This window comes from Hydrogenophaga sp. (assembly GCF_041633695.1).
Lineage (GTDB): Bacteria > Pseudomonadota > Gammaproteobacteria > Burkholderiales > Burkholderiaceae_C > Hydrogenophaga.
Window position 1 is genome coordinate 1 of the sequence record NZ_JBFJMY010000762.1, and the last position, 1,054, is coordinate 1,054.

Annotated in this window: 1 protein-coding gene; it reads left to right on the top strand. The window is 60.4% G+C overall.

The annotated features are described in order from the left end of the window. Window positions 1-1,054, top strand: a 1,054-nt coding sequence (locus ABYB95_RS23910; protein ID WP_372662986.1) for a DEAD/DEAH box helicase family protein, incomplete at both ends; no start/stop codon positions are given.

The following is a 1,054-nucleotide window of genomic DNA, read 5'->3' on the forward strand; positions in this document are numbered from 1 at the left end:
CACACCCAGGGCTCGGGCAAGTCGCTGACCATGGTGTTTCTGGCGCGCATGCTGCGCGCCAGCCGCGACCTGAGCGACCACAAGATCGTGCTGGTGAACGACCGCACCGATCTGGAGAACCAACTCGCCGACACCGCCACGCTGATCGGCGGCCGGGTGAACGTGATCGAAAGCCGCCAGGACTTGCGGCAACACCTGTCCAGCGACAGCTCGGACATCAATATGGTGATGGTCCACAAATTTCAGGAGCCCAAGCAGGTGCTGAGCAACACCGTGGCCGAAGCGCTGGGCACCTACCTGGCCATGCCAGCGGGCAAGACCTTTGGAGTGGTGAACACCTCGGAACGCATCGTGTTGTTGATCGACGAGGCGCACCGCACACAAAGCTCGGACCTGGGCGACAACCTGTTTGAGGCATTCCCCAACGCCACGCGCATTGCCTTTACCGGCACGCCGCTGATCACCGAACGCCATGGCGAGAAGAGGACCCACAAGCGCTTTGGCGAACGGATCGACGAGTACAAGATCATGGACTCGGTGAACGACGGGACCACGCTGCAAATCTTGTACGAAGGCAAGACAGCCGACACTGCGTTGAGCGAAAAACACGCCTTCGACACCGCGTTTGAAGACTTATTCCGCGAGCGCAGCGAAGCGGAGTTGCTGGCGATCAAAAAGAAATACGGCGCCACGGGCGATATTCTGGAAGCGAAGAACCGCATCGACGCGATATCACGCGACATCGTGCAGCACTATGTAGACAACATCCTGCCCAACGGTTTCAAGGCGCAGGTGGTGTGCCATTCGAAGCTGGCGTGCATTCGATACCAAGCGGGGATCGAGGCGGCACTGGTTGAACGCTTGGCGCAGGAGCGTACCAAGGCCACGCCCGACATGGGGCTGATGGCGCGCCTGGCCTTTCTGAAAACGGCGGTGGTGATTTCATCGGACGGCACCAACGAGGCGGCCTTCATCACCCAGGCGCGCAAGCAGGCGATGCAGATGAACGCGGTGGACAACTTCTGCCGGGGGTTTGACCAGGAAGACCCGGACA